This window comes from Desulfocicer niacini (genome assembly GCF_054657595.1).
Genome location: NZ_BAAHYK010000003.1, coordinates 73280 through 93162, shown reverse-complemented (window position 1 = coordinate 93162; position 19883 = coordinate 73280). Strand labels below are relative to the sequence as shown.

Genomic DNA, 19883 nt, shown 5'->3' with positions numbered 1-19883 from the left:
GGCTGGCACCCCATCTTCACCCATTTTCGAATGCTCACATAGCATTCGTATGCCACGCAATCCCAAATAGGTGAATATAGAGAACGGCATAACAGCCGTGGGAAAAAGGGGGCTTGGTCACAACATGGGTCAGGCTTGCGTTATTGACACTTTTGCTTAGATTTTCATTGGAAATACAAAATGTTGTCAAAAGCACAAGAACACAAGCCTAACCCCATCGGCCCGCCAATTATGACAGGTGGCCCATGTTGTGACCAAGCCCGGAAAAGGATATCGAGTTGTAAGAACTAAGGGAAAAAGTCTGCATGGAAAATTATTTAATCATCAAATCAATTATTATGTTTGTGGCACTGGTTACAGCCTTTGGATACTTTTTTATCAAGGTGAAACGCCTCTACCAGATCATGATGTCCGTGGACGGAACCGTTGAAAAACCCATTGATCGCATCGGTGAACGGATCAAGGTATTGTTCACCGATGTTCTGGGACAATCCAATGTCAGAAGAAAATTGATGCCAGGCCTATCCCACTCCCTGATATTTTTTGGATTCCTGGCCATCCAGGTCCACTCCCTGGAACTTATGATCCGGGGGGTTTTTCCCTCCTTTGACCTGCTTACTTTCACACCATTTATTTACAGTATTTATCTTTTTGTGGCAGACCTTCTGGCATTTTTCGTTCTGGTAGGATTTGCCTATGCCCTGTACCGACGCACCATTATTAAACCGGACTACCTCACCATGGGCCGGGATGCCAACCTCATCATCCTTTTTACCTGTGTGATTATCCTCTCTTTTCACTTCATCAATGCCTTCCAGACACTCTTGCCGGTGGATACGGGTGCCGTTTCCTACAAGGACATATTTCCGATATCAGGCCTTCTGGTCTCCCTGCTTGGGCTTTCCGGCCTTTCCCATGGCCAGGTGATATTTGGGTATGAACTTAGTTATTTCATTCACATCGGCACTATACTGGGATTTCTTGTCTATATCCCTGGCTCCAAACATCTGCATCTGCTGGCTGCGGCTCCCAACGTTTTTCTCAAACCACTGGAGACGGAAAAGGCCATCTTTAAAACCGACATTGAAGATGAGGACGCAGAAACCTTCGGGCTTGGGAGATGCAGTGAATTTAACTGGCACAATGTATTGAATCTGTATGCCTGCACCGAGTGCGGTCGCTGCGAAGAACTGTGCCCGGCATCTGGTACCAGCAAACCCCTGTCACCCAAAAAAATCATCCATGACTTCAAGATCGACCTGTTTGACCAGGCGGACAAACTGTTAAACCATAACAAAGAATCCATTGAACCGCTGATGCGGGAGGGATCCCCCATCACAGATGACGTGCTCTGGTCTTGCACCACCTGCCGGGCCTGTGAAGACATCTGCCCGGTGAACAACCAGCACCTGGATTTTATCATTGAGATGCGCAAACACCAGGTTCTCATGGAGGCCAACTTTCCCACGGAAATGCAGGATACCTTCACCAACATTGAAAACCAGGGAAATCCATGGGGTTTCAGCGCCGACACCAGGGCTGACTGGTGCAAAGGTATGAATGTTTCTCTGATGTCCGACAGACCAGATGCCGATGTACTCTATTTTGTGGGATGTGCAGGTTCCTTTGACGACCGAGGGAAAAAAATCGCCAGCGCAACGGCAAGGGTGCTTCAAAAAGCAGATGTCAACTTTGCCATACTTGGCCCCGAAGAAAGCTGCAATGGGGATATGGCACGCCGGGCCGGGAATGAATACCTGGCCCAGATGCTTATTCAACAGAACGCGGAGGTGTTCAATCAGTACAAGCCAAAACTGATCCTCACCGGCTGCCCCCACTGCTATAATGTCATAAAAAATGAATATCCCCAGTTCGGTGCCGCCTATCCGGTGGTGCACCACACCCAATATATGCTGGACCTTATCAACCAGGGACGTCTTACTCTTAACAATAAAAATCTCGGGGATATTACCTTCCACGACTCCTGCTATCTGGGACGATGGAACAACATCTATCAGGCTCCAAGGGAGCTGTTGACCCGGGCAAACCATGGCGGTAGACTGGTGGAAATGGATAAAAATCTCTCCCGGGGCATGTGCTGCGGAGCGGGGGGAGCCAGGATGTTCATGGAAGAAACCATCGGACAGCGCATCAACAATGTCCGGGCAGAAGAGGCGGTTGCCACTGGTGCAAAAACCGTGTGTGCCGCATGTCCCTTCTGCGCCACCATGCTCCATGATGGCATCATGGAAACAGATACCGGCATACCGGTTAAGGACATTGCTGAAATTGTTGATGAAGCCACGGTTTAATCAAATGGGAAAATCCACAGACCAGATTCTCAGACATCTCATGAAGAAACTACTTTTTTAATCGTTTTCAACATGATAATATTTTCAGATGTTTGAATTAAAAAAACTCAAGTCTCAGTCTTGATGAAAAACAAACTAGATCCATCATCACAGGAGAAGGAAAATGAAAATATTAGTCAGCTACGATAAAAATCTGAAAACTAATACAGTAATGGAGCTTGCAGCCCGGAGAGCAAAAGAGGCCAATGCCTCGGTTTATCTGGTCAAAACCTGTTCCTCGGATGCCACACCGGAACGCATAAGCGAAATTGAACAGAAATTAAATTTCATCAAGGAATATCTTGATAAACAAGGCGTAAAAACCGAAGTTCACGTCCTGATCCGGGGACTGGCACCTGGGGATGACATTGTTCGATTTGCCATAGATTATGAAATTGATGAAATTATTTTCGGCATGAAAAAAGAGTCCCGGGTGGGGAAACTGGTATTTGGTTCCACTGTGCAGTTTATTATCCTGGAAGCCCACTGTCCTGTGACCACCATAAAGGTCATCAGTTGATATCATTCCATACCCCCATAAGGCAATAAAAATAAGGCGAAACGATTCATCCTCGATTCGCCTTTTTTATTTAAAAATAACAGGTGAAACCCATGACTCTGAAAAATAAGTGCAGAAGAACCCCTCTTTACCAATGGCACAAGGACAATGGCGGGCAGATGGTTGACTTCGCAGGATGGGAAATGCCGGTACAATATGCCTCCGGTGTAATCCAGGAACATCTTGCCACCCGAAAATACGGCGGCCTGTTTGATGTCAGCCACATGGGCCGATTTCGCATCAAGGGCAATGATAAAATCGCATTTCTTCAGAAAGCCCTCACTGGCAATGCCCAGGCCTTGCAGCCCTGGGAGGCCCACTACACCATCATATCAGATGAAAACGGCCATGCTGTGGATGATGCTTTTTTATACCGGTTTGATCAGGAGGATTATCTGCTGGTAGTCAATGCGGGAAACGCCCAGAAAGACTGGGATCATCTCATGGCCATTGCCAAAACCTTCAGGGATGCCCGCCTGGAAAATCATACCGAAACCCTATCTCTTGTGGCCCTGCAGGGTCCGATGACCAAGGATCTGCTCCTTGAGGTGGCAGGGCAGGGCAGTCTTCCCGAACCCAGCCAGAACTGCCTGTCCCGGATGGAACTGTTCGGAGTTTCATGCCTCATTTCCCGCACCGGATACACCGGTGAACCCAACAGCTTTGAAATCTTTGTCCCCACAGATCAATTGCTGTTTCTCTGGGAATCACTGATGGCTGCGGGCAGTAAACTGAATATGGTCCAGGTGGGACTGGGGGCAAGGGATACCCTTCGCCTGGAAGCGGGCATGCCCCTTTATGGTCATGAACTGGGCCTGGGCCCCGATGGAAAGGATATTCCCATTTTTGCCATTCCCCTGGCCACCGTTGCCGTAAGTTTAAGTGACTTAAAGGGCGATTTTGTGGGAAAAGAGGCATTAACATCCCAGTGGAAAACTCTTGAAAGTCAGCGACATGGTATATTTGAAAAAAACAGCTGCCTTCAAAAACGCATCAAATGCCTGGCCCTGACGGATAAAGGGGTGGCAAGGCAGGGGGCGGAGGTATTCATAAATGACCGTAAAGTGGGAGATATCACCAGTGGCACCTCTGTTCCCTACTGGCAAACCCAAGGAGAGGGCACGGCCATGTACCCCACAGAGATCACCGGCAAACGATCCATTGTGCTAGCCTACCTTAAGGCAGACATTCAGCCCGGAGAAATCGTACAGATAAAGGTAAGAAAACGAACCATCAACGCCGTGGTGGTGAAGACCCATGGCCGTTCCGATGCCCCTCCCTATTTTCGGCCGCTATTGGAAAAATATGAACCCCCGGAAATGGATGACAATAAAACCCAGGGGCTTTCACGCCTTAAAACGGTTCTTTTAAAAACCATGGATAACCATGAATGGCGTCAGAAAAAATGTATCAATCTCATTCCATCGGAGATGTCCCCTTCTGCCCTGACCCGACTGACCCAGGTAAGTGATCCCGTGGGACGCTATGCCGAGCATAAAGAACTGGCCGCCGCCTATGACCAGGAGGTTTTTTACTACCAGGGTTGCGATTTTATTGCCTGGGTAGAGGAGGCGCTGACCCGGGAAATGGCAAGATTTCTTGGGTGTCCCCTGGTGGAATGCCGTTCGGTGAGCGGCCAGATGGCAAACATGACGGTGTTCAGCGCCATGGTCCAATGGCGTAACCGGGGAAATCTGAAAAAAGAACCCGGCCGCATCGAGTGTGCCGTCACCAATCACATCGGCAGGGGAGGTCACCTGTCTGCCCAGCCCATGGGGGCTCTGCGGGACTATATTGCCAAAAACCCCGTGACGGAAAAATTCAGTGTCTTTAATTTTCCCGTACTCAAGGATAATCCCTATCAGATGGACCTGAATGCCCTGGAAGCCCTACTGGCATCCATTGACCCTGAGCTGATGGTTTTCGGTAAATCCATGGTATTGCACACTGAACCGGTGGCCCAGGTCAAGGCTCTTCTGGAGTCCATGAACAAACGCCCCATTTTAATGTATGACATGGCCCATGTGCTGGGCCTCATCGGTCCCCATTTCCAGGACCCCTTTAAAGAAGGAGCAGACCTTGTCACCGGCTCCACCCATAAAACCTTTTTCGGCACCCAGCGGGGGGTGGTGGGGTGCGCCTTTGAACAGGAAAATACACCGGAACACGAGCTGTGGCAGGCCATCCGCAAACGGGCCTTCCCCGGTATGGTTTCCAACCACCACCTGGGCAGCCTTCTGGGACTTCTGATTGCTGCCATTGAAATGAACACCTTCAAAGATGATTACCAGCGCCAGGTGATAGCCAATGCTAAGGCCTTTGCAAGGGCTCTAAAAAAACAGGGGCTGGATGTCCAGGGAGATGAAACAATTGATTTCACCCAAACCCACCAGGTCATCGTGGGGGTAGGGTACGCAAAGGGTATAGCGGCAGCCCAGGCCCTGGAAAAAAGCAATATTATCTGTAATTACCAGGCCATTCCCAGTGATGAAGGGTTTACGGCAAGCTCGGGCATTCGCCTGGGGGTCAGTGAAATGACCCGATTCGGTATGAAAGAGACTGACTTTCAAACCCTGGCCGATATCATGGCCGACGTCATCCGCAACAAGGTGGATGCCTCCATGGATGTGGAACAGCTGCGCCAGGGATTTCTTGACATGCACTATTGCTTTGATGACGATGAAATCCTGGCCTTGAAGGAAAATTTTCTAAAAACCTTCTGAGCCGTGGATAATATGCCCCCCTAATACTACAGCGACGTTTTTCTTGTTTCACGAACAATCGACTGTCGAAAGGTTGGAAAACACGCTTTAGAATCCCTTTTAGACAAGGTGGATCATGAAAATGTCGCTGTAGTGCTAACGAAGCATAAAAATGCCATGATATCGCCCCCACGGGTACCCGATCCGGCCCCGGCGGAGCATCTGCGGTCATTTTGCCCTGCCAGCCTGGGCTTCGTTACAATCGGCTTGGCAAAAAGACTGATCGCCTTTGGGGCCTGACAGCTTGATCCAGTTATTTTGGGTATACAATATATGCGGATTCCAGAGCCAACAGCTTCTTCTTGATGGAAAGTCCACTGCTGTACCCCACCAGTTTCCCATCAGCCCCGATGATCCTGTGGCAGGGAATAATAATCGGAATGGGATTATTACCATTGGCACCTCCCACGGCCCGACAGGCTTTGGGATTGCCGATGGCCACGGCAATGTCCCGGTAGGAGGCCGTGTGCCCATAGGGGACGTCAAGCAGAGCGGACCACACTGATTTTTGAAACCGGCTTCCCATGGGTGCCAGGGCAAGATCAAAGCAGGTCAGGGCACCCCGTAAATAGGCATGAATCTGATCAAACACCGGTGCCAGAAAGCGTGGATTTTTTTCCCATACTTCGGGAATATCCATGGGATGGGTTCCCTGCTGAAAACGGATATATCTTAATCCCTCATGATCCGCCACAGCCAGAATGGGGCCGATGTCTGTATCCTGAATATCATATTTCATTCTGTCTTCCTTTCATCATCATCAACAAGATTTTTCTCTTTCTGTATTTTATTATAATGTGATTGCTCAGTTCGTAGCCCCCTGAACAATGCAAGATCTATTTCTCAATCGGTTGTCATGATCACCATTTTTTAATATGAAAAGTCAATCCGATTTCCAGCCCGATCAAATAGTAACAAACCAGATCCACAAGATTTTGCAATACCATTACTACGCTTATCAGACAGAACAGACCCATGGCAATGGATATTGCAGTATCTCACTATTTCGGTGATAGCATATATCCACGAACCCTCAATAGCATGATGTACAGGGTTTTGCTGGGCTTGCTCATAAGATGGACCATCCAGGGGGAGCTATAGGCGTTAAATTCAGTAATTATCCCGGACGAGATAATTACTGAATTTAAATTGACATGTGTTGTGTATACAGGTAGAAACAATAAGATTCAACCTTCTTTTAAAATAACAAAAAGGGTACAACAGCCCGACATCCCAACCAAACGGAGGCAAGCAATATGTTTGAACTTATAATAGATCCGGGCAAATTGACCCTGAATCAGCTGCGGCAGGTCATAGATCAGCCGGTAAAGGTAAGCCTGGCACCCCACTGCATTCCTGCCATTGAAGAGTCCGTTAAAACCGTTAAAGACGTGGTGGACCAGGGCAGGGTGATTTACGGCATTAACACGGGCTTTGGACTGCTTGCCAAAACGCTTATTCCCCACGACGAGCTGGAGCACCTGCAGCGCTCCATCGTCCTTTCCCATGCCGCCGGTATTGGCGACTACATGAAGGATGCCACCGTGCGCCTGATGATGGTACTGAAAATAAACAGTCTGGCCCGGGGATATTCCGGTATTCGCCTGACGGTGATCAATGCCCTCATTGAGCTGATAAACCATGAAGTATACCCCTGCGTTCCCCGGAAAGGGTCTGTGGGGGCCTCGGGAGATCTGGCTCCCCTGGCCCACATGAGTGCCGTACTTATTGGGGAAGGGGAGGCCTTTCATAAGGGAAAACAAATTTCCGGAAAAGAAGGGCTCAAAATCGCCGGGCTTGACCCCATTGCCCTGGGTCCCAAGGAAGGGCTGGCCCTGCTCAACGGTACCCAGGCATCCACGGCATTTGGCCTTAAGGGGCTCTTTGCCACGGAAAATCTCTTTGCCGCAGCTCTGGTCACAGGCAGCCTCAGTGTGGAGGCAGCCCTTGGCAGTCGCCGCCCCTTTGAGCCCATGATCCACAAAGTGCGTGGCCATGCCGGGCAGATGGACACCGCCGCCAATTATCTGCGTCTGCTGGATACAAGTGAAATAGGCACCTCTCATGTCAACTGCGAAAGCGTCCAGGATCCCTATTCATTAAGATGTCAACCCCAGGTGATGGGGGCCTGCCTGGATCAGATCCGTCATTCTGCAGGTATTCTGGCCATTGAGGCCAATGCCGTTTCCGACAATCCCCTGGTGTTCAGCGATACCTGTGACATCATCTCCGGCGGCAATTTTCATGCCGAACCCGTGGCCATGGCCGCCGACAATCTGGCGTTGGCCATTGCCGAAATCGGGGCACTTTCCGAACGACGACTGGCGCTGCTCATTGATACTCACATGAGCAAACTGCCGCCGTTTCTAGTGGAAAAGGGGGGGCTCAACTCCGGTTTCATGATCGCCCAGGTCACAGCGGCGGCCCTGGCCAGCGAAAACAAATCCCATGCCCACCCTGCGTGCGTTGACAGCCTGCCCACATCTGCCAACCAGGAGGACCATGTTTCCATGGCCGCCTTTGCCGCAAGACGATTGGCTGATATGGCTGAAAACAGCGTGGGTGTCGTGGCCATTGAACTCCTTGCCGCCTGCCAGGGCATTGATTTCCGAGCACCTCTGAAAACATCCAGGCTGCTTGAACGGGCCAAAGCCATGTTGCGTAAAGAGGTACGCTTTTACGATCAGGACCGGTACTTTGCACCGGATATCAAGAAATCTGCGGATCTGGTGGCATCCGGCAACTTTAACCCCCTGGTCACCAAGGATCTGCTACCCAGTTTTAAATAAGCTGCATGGCAGTAAGCACCTGCCACAACAAAAGTTAAAACTCTCATCATTGGAGCACCTTGGACGGATTTTCATATAACGGGCATATCCTGGCGGACACAACGACGATAAAAAATGGCATTATGCCGCCCCTCCCCTGACGGGCAATGGTCCCGGACCGGAACTGTAGACAGCTCGATTGTCCGGTTCCTATTGCCCATCGGGGGAGGGGCTCTGCTGAGGTAGACTTGAAGGCACCTTTTCATATAAAAAAAATTAGAAACAAGCACCTCTGTTTCATGTGGAACATTCAAACAAAGTCCTCCAACATGAAGACATTCCGAGCCTTTTTATCGACACGATGAGAAGTTAAATTGTGATTATCCAATGCAAGGTTATCCATAAATTTTATAGAAAAGGAAGATAAAATGGCACGCGGACCACAATCAAAAGGAAAATGTGTTTATTGCAGTCGAGAAATGACCAGAGGAGGTCTTTCCAAGCACTTTCAATCCTGCATGGAAAGGAAGAAAAAACTCTCTGTCGCCAATGAATCCCTTAAAAAAGAAATTATTTATCATCTACTGGCTCAGGATAACTGGGACACCGATTACTGGATGCATCTGGAAATGCCGGGAAATGCAATCCTTAAAGATCTGGATGACTATCTCAGGGCTATATGGCTCGAATGTTGTGGGCACATGAGCCAATTCTCCATTGGCAGACGAGGGGAGGAGATTTCCATGGACACGCACATCAGCCAGACATTTGAAAAAGGCCTTGAATTACTCCACATCTATGATTTTGGCACATCCTCAGAAACGAAAATAACGTGCGTCTCAACAAGGAACGGCAAAAAAGCCACACCTCATCCCGTTTTCCTTATGGCTCGGAACAATCCTCCGGAAGTATATTGCAGCGAGTGTGAGAAACCAGCCACAATGCTATGTCTGGATTGCTTGTATAATGGTGAAGAATGGGCTTTATGTGATGAACATGCAAAGGCGCATTCACATGATGAATATGGAGGACCGATTCCAATTGTCAACTCTCCACGATTGGGCATGTGTGGTTATACTGGACCGGCAACCCCACCTTATTAAGCCTCATCACGGATTTGTGAACAACTTCAGGATAATTTTCTATCCGGACATTCTCTTTGGTACATCATCACAACATCGGCCACTTTAGATTCTTATCTCTGATTTTCGTGTTATTCTGGCAAGAGAATTACAAAACTTTTTTTGTTCTGGCTTGTCCAGGTTAGGTTGAGGAGAAACGCATAGCGACTGCCAAAAACCTCAATGGCAAACGAACACGGCTCATCTATGAATGCGAAAGACATCCTGGCAGGGCAGCTCAGCGCAGCTCTGCCAGGCATCTTTTAACATAAGCATGGGAGATGCGCTCCTGTTCAAGGCGTACACGTTGCCCATGAACATCTTCCAGCAGATCCCGGTAGAGTGCGTGTTCGTCCCGTGTAAGGAGGGATAAATCTGCACAGGATCGCTTTTCTTTCTCCTCTTTTATCCACAGCGACTTAAAATCAAACAGGGTATTTCTGTCCATGAGAAAAGACCGGATGTCCGGGAAATAGTGCCGCACCATGGACAGAATGGCAAAACCATGGGTATCAATGTCCCCCCAGTAAAAAATCTCTTTTGTACCAAGCCAGCCAACCTCCTTGAGAGACTGGATGCCGTAGCCCATTCCAAAAATCACCATAGCATCCGGCTCCATAGGAAAGCTTAATCCGTTGATCTTGTTTTCGGTGATAAAAACTTTCTTTACGGGCAGATCAAGGCAGGCAAATTCTGCAAGAGGGGTGCTGACATCCTGGAGTCCCAGGGTGGCGATAAGGCCGGTATCCAACAACCGAAACCGGATAAGGGGCATGTCATATTTCAGATAAAATCGTTTTTCAAAGCCGTGGTTGGCCACATTTACAAAATCTTCATTTATGGCATGGGCGGGCAGCAATAGATCCAGCATCTGTTTTAAAATGGGCCGGTGGCCTTCAATGAATTTCGTGTCCACCCCGGGAATATCCAGCTCCCGGATATATGTATTCGGTTTCGGGTACTCCTTGAAGAATTGACAGACCGCAATGAGAGCGGGCAGAACCGCATAATAGGTCAACAACACCAGGGGCTTTTGTTCCACAAGGGGAAGAATCTCTGGTAAATCGGCCCTCAATCGAGCAAGGGCTGTTTGAAACAGGATTGCCTCTTTTTCCTTTTTAATCAGAAACAGAAAGTCCGCCCGGGTGGAAATATGTATTCTGGCTGGCAGTTTCTGGATGCCAAGTCGCCTGTGATTCACCTGTTTATATTCGATGTCATAACCAAACCCCAGAGAGGCTTTACTTTTTTCCTGAAGTGTTTTGACACTGCTCTGCACCATGGAAAAGTGTGCCAGCATATCTTTGGCACAAACGCTTCCTGCAGATATTTCCAGGGGAAAAAAAGGGATTCCTGTGATTTCACTTTTTAGAAACGCCTGGTTGTTCCACAGGGTCTCTGATTTTTTTTGGATGAGCTCCGGGGTGATTAAGGGCATCACCGCACTCCCCTCAACCCGGGCACAGCAAAATAACCCGATATGGGCAGTAGCCAAAGGTCAATGCTCATGGGGCTCATACACTCTGTCTTTCAAGAAAGGTCTGTTTTTCCTCCCGGTATTCATCCACGGTGAGGTTTTTTAAAACCGAGCGTTTGCCCCCTTCATTGTGAACAAAGTGCACCGAGTTGATATAATCTTCAATGATGTTGATCTTCTGCATCGGCGTGACAATGAGCAGCTGAAGATTGAGTTTTTTAAACAGTTCCAGACCATACCGGGTACTCTCGTCGGAACCCCGGCCAAAGGCCTCGTCAATGACCACAAACCGAAAGGTTCTGGATTTCTTTTCGCCCCACTCAAGGCCGAACTGATAGGCAAGGGCCGATGCCAGGATGGTGTATGCAAGCTTTTCCTTCTGTCCACCGGATTTACCCGAAGAATCGGAGTAATATTCCCTGTCCTCGCCGGTCTCCGTCCATATTTCCACAGCGGAAAACACAAACCAGTTTCTCACATCGGTAACCTTGTCGGTCCACCGGCGATCCAGATCGGCATGGGCCTCCCTGCCGTTGAAACGGTCCAGAATCTTTTTCACCTCAAGGAATTTCTTTTCATTGTAGATATCTTCACCGTCCAGGGTGTGGGAAAGGCATTGCTTAAGATCCGTCTGAAAATCCCGGATTTCGCTGTCCTGGGTGGATGAAATGATCAACTTGATAAAGGTACCGGGGCTGTACGCCACCTTATTCAGGGAGGTGTTGATAAGGTTGATCTTCTTTTCGATCTCCCGGCGCTTTTTATCCAGCTGATTCTGGAACAGGGCAATACTGTTGATGGTGCCGGTGTTTAAAAGGGTTTTAAATTTTTCCTCATGGCGGGGTAGATCCTGGGTGATAAGCTGGGCCAGCATCTCATCAAATTCATCCAGGGATTCAATGGCCGCATCCACCTCACTGCTCTTCTGGGGATAACGGTTTTTAAAATTCTGCATCTCCCGGATGATATTGTTGTTCAGGGTGGTTAACCGCTTCTGGATGGTTCCTATTTTATTCTGGATATGTTCCCGCACGGCGGTACGGCAAAGCCCAAAGTTGTTCAAGTTCACCGATTTTTTCTTGAGGGCTTCGGCGGTGAACCCCTTCAGTGCGTTAAACAGTGATTCCATCTCCTTTGAATCAATCTGCTTTACCTCCTGTTTGGCCTCCAAGAACTCTTTTTTCCGGTCGGCATGCTGCTGCTGAACCCGCCCCAGAGAGCGTGCCTGCACCGCCTTTTCCTTCTCCTGGAGTTCAATGTCTGTTTCAACGACCTTAAGCTGTTTTTTCAGGGTTTTGAGAATATCAGAACTCTCTTCGATCTTTTTCTTTTCCTGTTCAAGGGCCTGGATCTTTGTGGCTGTCTCCTGCCACAAAATCTCTTCATAGCGGGTGAATTTAAGCAGCTGACGGCAATTATCCGCCAGGAGTGTGGCACGATCCTGCTGGGCCACAAGGGTTTTCAGGCGGTCAAACAACCTGGCGCCTTCCCGTTGATATGTTGTTTTTATGCCCTCCAGGGTTTTGATCTTCTCCTTGTTCTGCCACCCAAGAATATAACGGCTCCGGTCATGGATGGCGTACCGATCGTCCTTTTCATGGCGCTGCCCGCCTGTTTTCATCTGGCCTTTCCGGGTGATGGCCCGGGGAAACTGTTTAAACCCGGCCAGGGTATCACAACAGACATAATCAAACCGTTTCACCAGTTCATTGAAAAGCCACCCGTAGTGGGGGGTATCGGGCTTGATGCGAATCTTGTGTACCAAAGAATTTTCATGGGCCTCCGATCCCCGGGCCATGGGTTTTGGAACATCCGGTACCCTGAAATAAACCAGACGACCGGCCAAGTGGGTTTTATCCACATATTGACTCACATGATCATAGCATTGTTTCGGTACGAGAAGGCTCAACCCCCAGTTGTGCAGCAGCCGTTCCAGGGCTCCCTCCCACAGGCTCTCTTCTTCATCCACCCGGATCAACTCCCCCACAAAGGGCATTGCCTCCTCATCCACCCCCAGCACCCGGGCCATTTTTTCCCTCAGGGCCAGGTTGCGAAAGGGAATATTGCTTTTGCGGCTTTTAAGCGAGACAAGCTCCTCGTCAATGGCCTTGATCTTCTCTTGAAGATCGTTCATGGCAATGCGGGTGGTGACCTGCAGATCCTGGATCTCCTTCAGATGCTTCTCCTCCTGCTTCAGGATCTTTTCTGCCTGTTTCCGATTATCCCAGAAGGCTTCCACCCTGTGCACCGCCACAAGCCCAAGAACCTCTATAACCCCAAGATAATCCTGTTCCCGCTGCTTCTTCTGATCCCGCTCTCTTTCCAGAAAACGTACCTCTTTTGCAATATCCTGAATGCGCCTGCCACCGTTATCGTCGATGTCGTTTTGCAGGGTATGGTATTTTTGACGCAGACCGGTAAGGGTGTTATCCATGACCTGAAGATTATGCTGAAGTTTATTGCTGTCTCGCTGGAGCTGCTCAATCTTCCGAGTCAACAGCTTGATCTGCATATAGGCAAAATAGGGGTTCAGGGCGTTTCGACAGGCATGGAGATGTTTCTGTTGGTCTTCCTCCCGGGCATGGGTTTTGCCATATTGGGAAATGGGCGTTAACGCCGCCACCTGCTCCTTGGCCTGGATCACCGCCTCATAGGCTTTATTGAGGTTATCAAAATTTTTGCGGATATCCTGGATGCGGGTGGCCACATCGGTTCTTTCCAGCATGTGAATGCGGATAAAATCGGTGAGATTTCCCACGGATTTCATGGAAACCGTCTGGTGGAAGAGATCCAGTGCCTGGGGGTCTTTAATGCCGAACAGCCGACGAAATTTACTGCTGTAGGATTTAAACTGATCCAGCACCTGAACCCGGGGTTGTTTTTTCAGACGTTTTTTCAAATCCAGAATGTTATCGCCAAAATCAGTGAAATGGTCGGTGATGGACAACTGTGATTCTGCGATGACAAAAAACCGTTCGGGCTGGGTGCGATTGTCTTTCAGCCAGAACACCTGGGCCAGGGTGATGCCGGTGTCAAAGGCCTGGTTGTAAAAATATCCCAGCAGAATGGTACAGGCATTTTCATCGCGCAGGGCCACGGGTTTACCGGTCTGTTCATAGTCATACTTGACATTTTTGTATTCCCCCCGGATATAGGAGTAAAGGGATCGCTCTTTGGCACCGGCACCGGCCGCCTTGTTGAACACGATGCGGTGGTGGGGCACAAGAAGGGTGGTTACGGCATCCACAAGGGTGGACTTACCCGAGCCGATATCTCCGGTTAAAAGGCTGTTTCTGCCACCGGGATCAATGTGCCACACATCATTATGAAAGGTTCCCCAGTTGTACAGCTCCAGACAATGGAGGCGAAATCCGGCCAGATCAGGGGTATCAATGAATTCAGTCATTTCTGTTGGCATATTCCATGTATTCGTTAAGCAGTGTGTCCAGTTTCTTTAACCAGTCGGCATCCACCAGTGCTTTGATGATGCGTCCCACTTCATACTGTTGTCCATCACTGCCAAATTTTTTTAAAAATCCCAGATCCATGGTTTTCTTGATGGTGGTATTAATGACATCCACGGTGCGGGCTTCATTTTTCTGGGGAGGCATGTAGACATGCATCATCTCCACAATCTGAGACTGGCTCAGAACCAGGCGGGTGGCACCGCCCCTGGCATCAAATTCTGCCAATTTTTTGCGCAGCAGCACGCACAAAAGACTTAACGGGTATCCCATGGGTCGACGGGAAACAAGCCGGGGCAGGGCAGCCTCAACCTCTGTTTCTTCCCCGTTGGATGTGGCTTCGGCCTGGCGCAGAAAGGCAAATCCTTCGCCTTCATCCAAAAGCAGTTCAAGTCCGATGACACTGAAATAGTTGCGTATCTGCCCCTGGAAGGTCAGAAGATCCTGCCACAGGGCAGGGTAGCGCTCCTGGTAGACCACTCCCTTTAAAAGCTGAATCAGAACCGGGGGAACCTGGCCCCCCGGGGTCGGCAGCATTATTTCATCATTCAAGTTCAACACCCTTTCTGTCAGTGGTTGATCCGATTTTTACCCAGCCCTTTAATTGACACAACAAGGTCATCTCCGGACGTGGTCACAAGCCTGACCCCGTTGGCCCCTCAATGGTGACCGGTGGTCCATATTATGACCAGGCCCCCATCTTCTGTCATCATCGTGTAAAAATCACCTGGGGCATGGTGGCTGTCCGGCATCGTCCCGTCCTGGTCATGTAATCAACCACCTGGGTTTCTTCATCATTGACCATGGCCTTTTTACCATTAAATGCCAGATTTAAATAGGCCAGAAGCTCGGCCAGTCCGTTTTTCACCGGGAACGCCTCCACAAGATCACAAAGAGATATCTGGGAACGGGTCTCCAGGGCTTTTTGAATGTTCAACTCCAACACCCTCACATCAATGTAAATCTGGCCGTAGAGGAGATCCAGATCCAGGGGAACCTTCCCCTCTTTGAGGTCAGACACATTAATCTTCGGGGTTCTGGGCGGTACAAACAGGCGACGGCTGATGGTAAAATCAATGTCGGGTTTCACCCCGTCCATGGTAATGAATTCGTTGTCAACCGGGGAATTATCCCTGATATCAATGGCTTTTTTCTCAATCTTCCGGATCAGATCCATGATCCTGCGATTTTCCAGATAGGTCTGTTCATCCAGATACCGGCCCAACTGCTCGGTCAAAAGGGCGCTGGTGTTGTGAACACTTTCTCCCGCGTCCAGCAGGTGGTACTGGATATCAAACAAAAAGGGGTCGGGGTTAATCTCCTGAACCTCTTTCAAGTCTTTTATCTTTTCAAGGAGAAACCGCAGCTGTTTCTGGCTCACCGTTGACATGAGAAATTCCCAGAAGGCTTTGAAGCTTTTTCCCTGATCAGAGTCCCAGATCACATCCTGATCATGGAAAATTTCATCCAACAGGGCGCCTTTGGTTTTGTCGCTTTTGGCAATGCGCTCCCTTGTCATGCGGTCCAGCTCCCGGAAATTGTGCTCCACCTGACGGAAATCAGACAGTAGTTTCCGGGCGGTCTCCTCCACCTGAAAAAAACGCTCCTTCACCTGTGTGGAATCATAGGGCAGCACCCCCTGGTGTCTTATTTTCTCAATCTCCAGATCAATCTCTTTTTTCCGGTCTTCCAACTCCCGAATCCGGCTTTCAGGGTCTTCGTCGGTTTTAAACACAATGTCTTTTAAAAGCTCAAAAACTGTTAACAGCCGGGATTCCGTACCCACAAACTGCTGCTGACGTAATCCCTGGAGCCACTCCACCACTTTTTCCACCGCCGGGGTGAGATCCATCAAGGCATCATCACCGGTATCCGAGTAATATTTGCGTAAAAAGGCGTTGTCGCCAGAGGACCATTCTTCAAGGTATTGTCTGGCAGATCGGGGGTATCTTTCTTCACCCACCTCTTCTTTTAAATGAAACATATAGTCATCCAGGAGGGTGCAAAGCTCGGCCATGGCAATGGAGCGCTGATTGGGAACAATAAAGGTTCGATGAAAAAAGCTGATCATCAGAGGCATGTGATCGGCATTAAGCAGCTTCAGTGCTGTGTGTCGCTTCTTCAGATTTTCCAGTGTTGCATGGTCCATATTAAACCTTAGCGATGATCTTTCCTGTCATACGGGTTTCATAACCGGGTATGGCCATCAGTTCCTGTCTGAAGGAGCGGGACTGCAGGACATCCAGCATCACCTTCACCGTGGCAAGCTCCATCATATCCGATGGAATGACCAGATCGCAGCGAACGGCATCCAGGGTCACAAAATCCATGTTAAAGGCATGGGCAATAACCCTCAAGCCCAGGGCAGCATCTGCCAGATTATAACTCACGGCCCGGGCACCCTGGGTATGGCTGTATGCCAGGTTATCATACCCATTAATTGCGGTTATCGGAATCCCGGCTCGCTGGAGCAGATCATCAAAGAGCACTCTCAAAGCCGCCCCGGAATCCCGGTTGATAAACCGAACATCGGACCGGGCAAGATCCTTCAGCCCCTTTATTTTAAGGGGGTTGCCCCGGGCCACCATCAACCCTTCTTCTATGAATGAGAACCCCACCACAACGCCACCGGTACCAGTACCGGAAAGCGCTTCTGATGCCTTGGAAACATTGGATTCGTTGATGTCACGATTGTGCAGATGGGTTCCGGCAATGTGGGTATAACCCTGCCCCAGGCGTTCCAGTGCCAGATGACTGGTGGCAAAACGGCATTGGAGCCGGGCATCGGGTGTCATGCGTGCCACATGGGCACTCAGGATATCAAAAGCGGGATCACATCCCATGAGAAGAATCGTCCTTTCCAGGTAATCCGGAGGACACAACAGTTCTGCAAGGGACCCATCGTCTGATAAAATAGCATCGGCTGAGGTGAAGGTGTTCACCATGGTTCCGGGACCATCCAGGGGAAATCCCACCAGCCTCCCTCGGACCCTGGCTGCAGCAATCCGCTGTGAGTTAGGTTTTTCCACCATTAAAACGGCTTCCTTTTCCCCGGGGGCCTCGTCCACAAAAAGATCTTCCACGCGGCAGCCAAAATGCCTGGCAAGTTTCAGAGCAACGGCCGTATTGGGTAGATAACGCCCGGACTCTATGTCATAAATGGCCTGTCTTTTTACACCGATCCTGTCCGCCAGTTCCGACTGGGACCACCCCTTTGACTGGCGGTGGTTCTTCACATGGCAGGTTATCTTAGGTTTTGTGCTGGACATATTGTGTGCACTCCATGGCATTTTTCGGGATTGTGGTAACTGTTATTATCTTCTTTAGAACAAATTTCCATATCCCGGGTGAAGTGTTCGGCCTGCCACAAAAAACAGTGACATTCATCAACCCGGAATTTTACCATGATAATGAAAATCAATATTTTTTGCAAACAGATCACACCACGTATGACTCGATGCCACCGTATTTTCCACTACCGGATATAGCTCAAGCTATCCGATCCCTATCCAGAAAGGCCGGAATCAAAACAATTTTATTTTTTTTGTTCCCAAATAAGACGAATCCTTTAGATATGAATTCAGTAAAATTTACAATATCCATCAAGACCGACATAAACGGGGTGCCATCTGTAACCTGCAAACTGTGGAGGGGAGCAAATATAATCAAAGCAATGCTTAAAAAAAAGCTTGACCAACCACATGCAATGTGCAACTTAAAAACGTCAATATATATTTTGAACATACGCAAACAATGATAATTAACCCAAAAACTTAAGGCAGTAAAAATGAAATCTTTCAAAAATGCAATCTCCAATTGGACATGGCTCTTTTCTGTTCTGATCATCCTTGTGGCATCTTCACCGGCCATCTCCCAGGAAAATTCCGTCATTATTTTCAGTGCAGGCTCAACCACCAATGCCGTCACCGACATAGCAGCTCTGTTTTCACAGACAAAGGGTATCAAGGCCGTCACCTCCTTTGCCTCATCATCCACCCTTGCAAGGCAAATTGATAAAGGCGCACCGGCCCAGGTCTACATCTCCGCCAACAAAAAATGGATGGATTACCTGGAAGAAAAAAATTTAATAGAGCCCGGAACTCGCTTTAATCTTTTAAGCAACCGTCTTGTGCTCATCGCTCCCCATGACAGCCCGCTGTCCACCATCACCATTGAAAAGGATTTTCACCTTGTCACTCTCATTGATAACGGTCACATGGCCATGGGAGATCCCGACCATGTTCCCTCGGGCATTTACGGCAAAAAGGCCATGGAGAACCTGGGGGTCTGGGAAAGCGTCAAAGACAAAATCGTCCGATCCAAGGATGTCAGGGCAGCCCTGGCACTGGTGGCCCGGGGGGAGGTACCGGTGGGGCAGGTATATGCCACCGATGCCGCCATCTCTGACAAGGTGAAAGTCATCGCCACCTTTCCGGCGGACAGCCATCCTGCCATTGTTTATCCGGCGGCCATTATTGCCGGTCAAAAGACCCCGGAAGCCCAAGCCTTTCTTTCGTTCCTGACCTCCCCGGAAGCCAGAAATATTTTTGAAAAATACGGCTTCAGCGTCAAATGATCTCTTTTTTTCATCTGACGGACATTGAACTTGAGGCCCTGCGACTGAGCCTTTGCATATCCGGGTGGGCAGTGCTGTGCAGCCTGCCCCCCGGCATTGCAGCCGCATGGGTGCTGGCTCGACTGAAGTTTCCCGGCAAAAGCATTCTGGATGGATTGCTCCACCTGCCCCTGGTGCTGCCCCCGGTGGTAACGGGATATATACTTCTGGTGCTGTTCGGACGAAGGGGGGTGGTGGGGGCCTTTCTACACAAATACACGGGACTTACCTTTGCCTTTAACTGGAAGGGGGCAGCCATTGCCGCTGCGGTGATGGCCTTTCCGCTGCTGGTCCGTTCGGTGCGCCTCTCCATTGAGGGGATGGACCAGGGACTGGAATTTGCAGCCAGAACACTGGGGGCAGGGCAGATGAGAGTTTTTTTCACCATCACTCTGCCGTTGATGGTACCGGGTATCATCACGGGACTGATCCTGGCCTTTGCCAGAAGCCTGGGGGAGTTTGGAGCCACCATCACCTTTGTCTCCAATATTCCGGGGGAGACCCAGACCCTGCCCCTGGCACTTTATACCCTGACCCAGATGCCTGGAGGAGAGAACGGGGCCATGCGGCTTTGCGTTCTATCCATCGCCATTGCCATGGTGGCACTTGTTTTTTCTGAGATAATGGCAAAGCGTTTTGCCCGGTACATAAAAGGGTAGGATAGGGTGGAAAATTCTTGCGGCCACAGCGAAAAATGGGTCATAGACGCAGAACCAAATGGTAATATGCCGCCGCCCCCCCGCCGGGCAATGGGCCCGGACCGGAA

Annotated in this window: 14 protein-coding genes; 7 read left to right on the top strand and 7 right to left on the bottom strand. The window is 49.5% G+C overall.

The annotated features are described in order from the left end of the window. Positions 1 to 305 precede the first annotated feature (305 nt). The 3 genes from ACYQ2M_RS02340 to gcvT all read left to right on the top strand — a co-directional run bounded on the left by ACYQ2M_RS02340 (position 306) and on the right by gcvT (position 5633). Positions 306 to 2312 (top strand): (Fe-S)-binding protein, encoded by a 2007-nt coding sequence (locus ACYQ2M_RS02340; RefSeq protein WP_459914701.1) that lies wholly within the window; start codon positions 306 to 308, stop codon positions 2310 to 2312. A 163-nt stretch (positions 2313 to 2475) separates the two neighbouring features. Then, positions 2476 to 2871 carry a universal stress protein gene (locus tag ACYQ2M_RS02335; protein ID WP_459914700.1) on the top strand — a complete coding sequence of 132 codons (396 nt, stop codon included), beginning with the start codon at positions 2476 to 2478 and terminating at the stop codon, positions 2869 to 2871. A 92-nt stretch (positions 2872 to 2963) separates the two neighbouring features. Further along, the gene (gene gcvT, locus ACYQ2M_RS02330; RefSeq protein ID WP_459914699.1) at positions 2964 to 5633 is read left to right on the top strand and encodes a glycine cleavage system aminomethyltransferase GcvT; all 2670 of its coding nucleotides are present in this window, start codon (positions 2964 to 2966) and stop codon (positions 5631 to 5633) included. A 292-nt stretch (positions 5634 to 5925) separates the two neighbouring features. Here gcvT and ACYQ2M_RS02325 read toward each other — a convergent pair whose 3' ends face one another. Further along, positions 5926 to 6411, bottom strand: coding sequence for a methylated-DNA--[protein]-cysteine S-methyltransferase (locus ACYQ2M_RS02325; RefSeq protein WP_459914698.1), 486 nt, complete (start codon positions 6409 to 6411; stop codon positions 5926 to 5928). Positions 6412 to 6928: 517 nt separating this feature from the next. On the opposite strand from ACYQ2M_RS02325, the gene hutH reads away from it, so the two are divergent. Both hutH and ACYQ2M_RS02315 read left to right on the top strand, forming a co-directional pair. Beyond that, positions 6929 to 8461: a histidine ammonia-lyase gene (gene hutH, locus ACYQ2M_RS02320; protein WP_459914697.1), complete on the top strand. Its 1533-nt coding sequence runs from the start codon at positions 6929 to 6931 to the stop codon at positions 8459 to 8461. Positions 8462 to 8868: 407 nt separating this feature from the next. Then, a complete protein-coding gene (locus ACYQ2M_RS02315; RefSeq protein WP_459914696.1) occupies positions 8869 to 9543 on the top strand; it encodes a hypothetical protein in 675 nt (224 codons plus the stop codon). A 256-nt stretch (positions 9544 to 9799) separates the two neighbouring features. On the opposite strand, the gene ACYQ2M_RS02310 is transcribed toward ACYQ2M_RS02315, so the two are convergent. The 6 genes from ACYQ2M_RS02310 to ACYQ2M_RS02285 form a co-directional block, all read right to left on the bottom strand. Continuing rightward, positions 9800 to 10999: a Wadjet anti-phage system protein JetD domain-containing protein gene (locus ACYQ2M_RS02310; RefSeq protein WP_459914695.1), complete on the bottom strand. Its 1200-nt coding sequence runs from the start codon at positions 10997 to 10999 to the stop codon at positions 9800 to 9802. 76 nt (positions 11000 to 11075) lie between these two features. Then, positions 11076 to 14444, bottom strand: coding sequence for an ATP-binding protein (locus tag ACYQ2M_RS02305; protein WP_459914694.1), 3369 nt, complete (start codon positions 14442 to 14444; stop codon positions 11076 to 11078). Beyond that, the gene (locus tag ACYQ2M_RS02300; protein ID WP_459914693.1) at positions 14437 to 15063 is read right to left on the bottom strand and encodes a DUF4194 domain-containing protein; all 627 of its coding nucleotides are present in this window, start codon (positions 15061 to 15063) and stop codon (positions 14437 to 14439) included. Before ACYQ2M_RS02300 ends, ACYQ2M_RS02305 begins: the two co-directional genes overlap by 8 nt. 148 nt (positions 15064 to 15211) lie before the next feature. Continuing rightward, a complete protein-coding gene (locus ACYQ2M_RS02295; protein WP_459914692.1) occupies positions 15212 to 16651 on the bottom strand; it encodes a DUF3375 domain-containing protein in 1440 nt (479 codons plus the stop codon). Between the two features lies 1 nt (position 16652). Next, complete coding sequence (locus tag ACYQ2M_RS02290; protein WP_459914691.1) at positions 16653 to 17771, bottom strand: XRE family transcriptional regulator; 1119 nt, start codon at positions 17769 to 17771, stop codon at positions 16653 to 16655. A gap of 220 nt (positions 17772 to 17991) precedes the next feature. After that, positions 17992 to 18303, bottom strand: coding sequence for a hypothetical protein (locus ACYQ2M_RS02285; RefSeq protein WP_459914690.1), 312 nt, complete (start codon positions 18301 to 18303; stop codon positions 17992 to 17994). Here ACYQ2M_RS02285 and modA point away from each other — a divergent pair. Next, positions 18290 to 19078: a molybdate ABC transporter substrate-binding protein gene (gene modA, locus ACYQ2M_RS02280; protein WP_459914689.1), complete on the top strand. Its 789-nt coding sequence runs from the start codon at positions 18290 to 18292 to the stop codon at positions 19076 to 19078. The two genes, ACYQ2M_RS02285 and modA, sit on opposite strands and share 14 nt — an antisense overlap. Then, on the top strand, positions 19075 to 19776 hold the full coding sequence (gene modB, locus ACYQ2M_RS02275) for a molybdate ABC transporter permease subunit (protein ID WP_459914688.1): 702 nt from the start codon (positions 19075 to 19077) through the stop codon (positions 19774 to 19776). Before modA ends, modB begins: the two co-directional genes overlap by 4 nt. The last annotated feature ends 107 nt before the right edge of the window (positions 19777 to 19883 follow it).

Bases quoted from the DNA above. Each gene is read 5' to 3' on its own strand.
- ACYQ2M_RS02305 (WP_459914694.1), bottom strand. From the start codon at position 14,444: ATGACTGAATTCATTGATACCCCTGATCTGGCCGGATTTCGCCTCCAT.
- ACYQ2M_RS02335 (WP_459914700.1), top strand. From the start codon at position 2,476: ATGAAAATATTAGTCAGCTACGATAAAAATCTGAAAACTAATACAGTA.
- ACYQ2M_RS02310 (WP_459914695.1), bottom strand. From the start codon at position 10,999: ATGCCCTTAATCACCCCGGAGCTCATCCAAAAAAAATCAGAGACCCTG.
- gcvT (WP_459914699.1), top strand. From the start codon at position 2,964: ATGACTCTGAAAAATAAGTGCAGAAGAACCCCTCTTTACCAATGGCAC.
- ACYQ2M_RS02340 (WP_459914701.1), top strand. From the start codon at position 306: ATGGAAAATTATTTAATCATCAAATCAATTATTATGTTTGTGGCACTG.
- ACYQ2M_RS02315 (WP_459914696.1), top strand. From the start codon at position 8,869: ATGGCACGCGGACCACAATCAAAAGGAAAATGTGTTTATTGCAGTCGA.
- modB (WP_459914688.1), top strand. From the start codon at position 19,075: ATGATCTCTTTTTTTCATCTGACGGACATTGAACTTGAGGCCCTGCGA.
- ACYQ2M_RS02325 (WP_459914698.1), bottom strand. From the start codon at position 6,411: ATGAAATATGATATTCAGGATACAGACATCGGCCCCATTCTGGCTGTG.
- ACYQ2M_RS02295 (WP_459914692.1), bottom strand. From the start codon at position 16,651: ATGGACCATGCAACACTGGAAAATCTGAAGAAGCGACACACAGCACTG.
- hutH (WP_459914697.1), top strand. From the start codon at position 6,929: ATGTTTGAACTTATAATAGATCCGGGCAAATTGACCCTGAATCAGCTG.
- modA (WP_459914689.1), top strand. From the start codon at position 18,290: ATGAAATCTTTCAAAAATGCAATCTCCAATTGGACATGGCTCTTTTCT.
- ACYQ2M_RS02290 (WP_459914691.1), bottom strand. From the start codon at position 17,771: ATGTCCAGCACAAAACCTAAGATAACCTGCCATGTGAAGAACCACCGC.